This window comes from Glutamicibacter sp. BW80, from assembly GCF_002332385.1.
In the GTDB taxonomy this organism is placed as follows: Bacteria; Actinomycetota; Actinomycetes; order Actinomycetales; family Micrococcaceae; genus Glutamicibacter.
This window is the reverse complement of the sequence record NZ_NRGV01000044.1, coordinates 1-2,628: the sequence shown is the minus strand read 5'-3', so window position 1 is coordinate 2,628 and position 2,628 is coordinate 1. Positions and strand designations below refer to the sequence as shown.

Sequence of the window (2,628 nt, the reverse complement as noted above, 5' to 3'; positions counted from 1 at the left end):
TGAATATTTGACTCTTTGAGAGCCACCGATATTGCGATTCAGAGCCGCCACGTCGAGATGACGTTATTGTCTTTCAGAGCCACCCAATATTCTCTCTCAGAGCCACCCTGTATAAACTCCTCCCACCACGCAACAGCCTGCGTGGTGAAAGGAGCCATTTTCAATGGTACGAAAGATCAAAGCGAAGCGAATACTCCAGCTTCGCGCCGAGGGCTTGTCAGGACGCACCATCGCGTCCACCCAAGGCATTTCCCGCAATAGTGTCGCAGAAGTCCTCAACGCTGCCGCCGCCAACTCCAGTAGCTGGGACGAGTTCAAGGACCTCACCGAAGACAAAGTCTACGAACTCTTGTTCCCTGGCCGCAGCGAGCACGAAAGCGTGTTCACCCAACCGGACTGGCCCACCGTGCATAAGGAACTGGCCAAAGTCGGCACCAACCTGAAGCTCCTGCACGGCGAATACTCCGATCAGGCCAAAACCACCGGCGCAGCATTCATGGGTTACGACCGGTTCTGCAAGTCCTACCAACGTTACGTCCTGGAACACGGGGCCACCTCACGAGTGGAGCATAAATCCGGTGTCAGCGTCGAAGTTGACTGGTCAGGCCCAACGATGGCCCTGCATGACCCGGTCACGGGCCGACGATCCACGGTGTATTTGTTCGTCGCATGCCTACCGTTCAGCCGGTACGCGTTCGTTGAACCCTGCCTCGATATGAAGCAGGAATCCTGGATGCTATGCCACGCAGCGATGTTCAACGCTTTCGGCGGCAGCGTGCCGCGGATCGTGTGTGACAACCTGAAAACCGGGGTGATCAAGCATCCCGCCGAAGGGGAGATTATCCTCAACGATGCCTACCGTCACCTCGCCGAGCACTACTCTTCCGCGATCCTGCCAGGCCGCGTCCGCAGGCCAAAAGACAAATCCAGCGTGGAAAATACCGTGGGTCATGTGGCTACATGGGTGATCGCTTCACTACGTCATGAAAAGTTCACCACGCTTGATTCACTGCGTACGGCCATCTATCGGCAGGCCGAAGCCTATAACGCGCAACCCTTCCAGAAACGTGCCGGCTCCCGCCAAAGCGTTTTCCATGAAGAAGAGCAACCACTGCTGCGTCCGCTACCAATGGTGCCATACGAGATGAGCGGCTGGGTCCACGGACGCAAGGTAGCCAAGAACAGCTACGTGACGTGGAAGAAGAACTTCTACTCCGTCCCGCTCAAACACGTCGGCGCCACCGTGGACCTGAGGATCACGTCCAAGACGTTGGAAGTCTATCTTCAGTCCCAACGGCTCAGCAGTCACCTCTTGTGTGATGCGTCCACAGTGAATCAGTATCGGACCAATGACGCCGATATCCCACCAGAACGCAAGTACCGCTCATGGGACCCCAAACGGCTCCGCGGATGGGCTCACCGCATCGGCCCGAACACGGTGCAGGTGATCGATAAGATCTTCGTTTCCGTGCCGGTTGCCGAGCAAGGAATCAACCCCGCCCTGGCCGTGCTGCGCTTGTCTTCAAAATACAGTCCAAACCGACTGGAGGACGCTTGCTTCGTCGCATTGCAGTCACGGATCCGCTCCCCACGCTACGGGCATTTACATCCGATTCTGCAGAACCGGCAGGACGAGAACTGGAAAGAAGCGACCCTCCCGCCAGCAGCTGAAGACAACACTGGATACGTACGAGGCAGCGACTACTACGCAAGGAAGACCCGATGAACCTGAACACCGAAACCAAGCGCAAACTCCGCGAGATGGCCGCCGGCGACCTGCTCACGGCATTCGAATCACAAGACGATGTGGTGAGCATGTCATTAAGTATCGAAGCACGGATCGAGCTGGCCGTGGACCAAGCCCACGGGCTATTTCTGAATACGAAGTCCCACGGTCTAATCCGTCGCGCTAAGCTCCGTTATCCGCAGGCTGACTTACGGAAAGTGGACCGGGCTGAAGAGCGGGGCTTGAACCAGCCGCTGCTGGCTCAGTTGGCGACCTGCCATTTCATTGAGCTCAACAGAAATCTGGTTTTTCAAGGTTTTACGGGGTCCGGCAAGTCCTATCTGGCGTGCGCCGTGGCGAAGCAGGCCTGTGTCCACAGCTACCGTACCGGATACGTGCGGATGCCGGACCTCGAAGAAGAATGGCAGCAGGCCGCCAACAAGCCGTTGGGCGTGCAGAAGCTGTTGCGTAAGTATGCCAATTACAGTGCGCTGGTATTGGACGAATGGCTTTTGGAACCGCCGAGTGGAGAGTTCTTGAGTTTCATCTTCGAGCTCATGGAGCGAAGGTACGATGCCGCGTCGACTGTTTTCTGCACTCAGTACAAGCAGGCTGATTGGCATGCCCGGTTGGGTGCTGGTGCGTTAGCCGACGCAATCATGGACCGCATCGTGCACAATACGATCTGGATTGAGACCGGTGGGTTCAACATGCGTGAGGCGAACATGAGTGCTGGGCGCTAAACGCATCAAGCGTCCACGGTGAGATTCCTTGTTCAGAGCCGCCGGTCAACCGTCAAGGCTGGGTGGTGGCTCTGAATGAGAATATTGGGTGGCTCCGAACCGCAATAACGGGTGGCTCTGGGTGGGAATATCGGTGGCTCTCAAAGAGTCAAATATTCA

2 protein-coding genes are annotated in these 2,628 nt (G+C 56.7%); both read left to right on the top strand.

The window, feature by feature from the left end; genetic code table 11:
- Positions 1-163: 163 nt before the first annotated feature.
- The gene (istA, locus tag CIK76_RS12105) at positions 164-1,726 is read left to right on the top strand and encodes an IS21 family transposase (RefSeq protein ID WP_096286804.1); all 1,563 of its coding nucleotides are present in this window, start codon (positions 164-166) and stop codon (positions 1,724-1,726) included.
- Positions 1,723-2,469, top strand: a complete 747-nt coding sequence (gene istB / locus CIK76_RS12100) for an IS21-like element ISAar33 family helper ATPase IstB (protein WP_096286802.1) — start codon at positions 1,723-1,725, stop codon at positions 2,467-2,469. Before istA ends, istB begins: the two co-directional genes overlap by 4 nt.
- The last annotated feature ends 159 nt before the right edge of the window (positions 2,470-2,628 follow it).

Bases quoted from the DNA above. Each gene is read 5' to 3' on its own strand.
- istA (WP_096286804.1), top strand. From the start codon at position 164: ATGGTACGAAAGATCAAAGCGAAGCGAATACTCCAGCTTCGCGCCGAG.
- istB (WP_096286802.1), top strand. From the start codon at position 1,723: ATGAACCTGAACACCGAAACCAAGCGCAAACTCCGCGAGATGGCCGCC.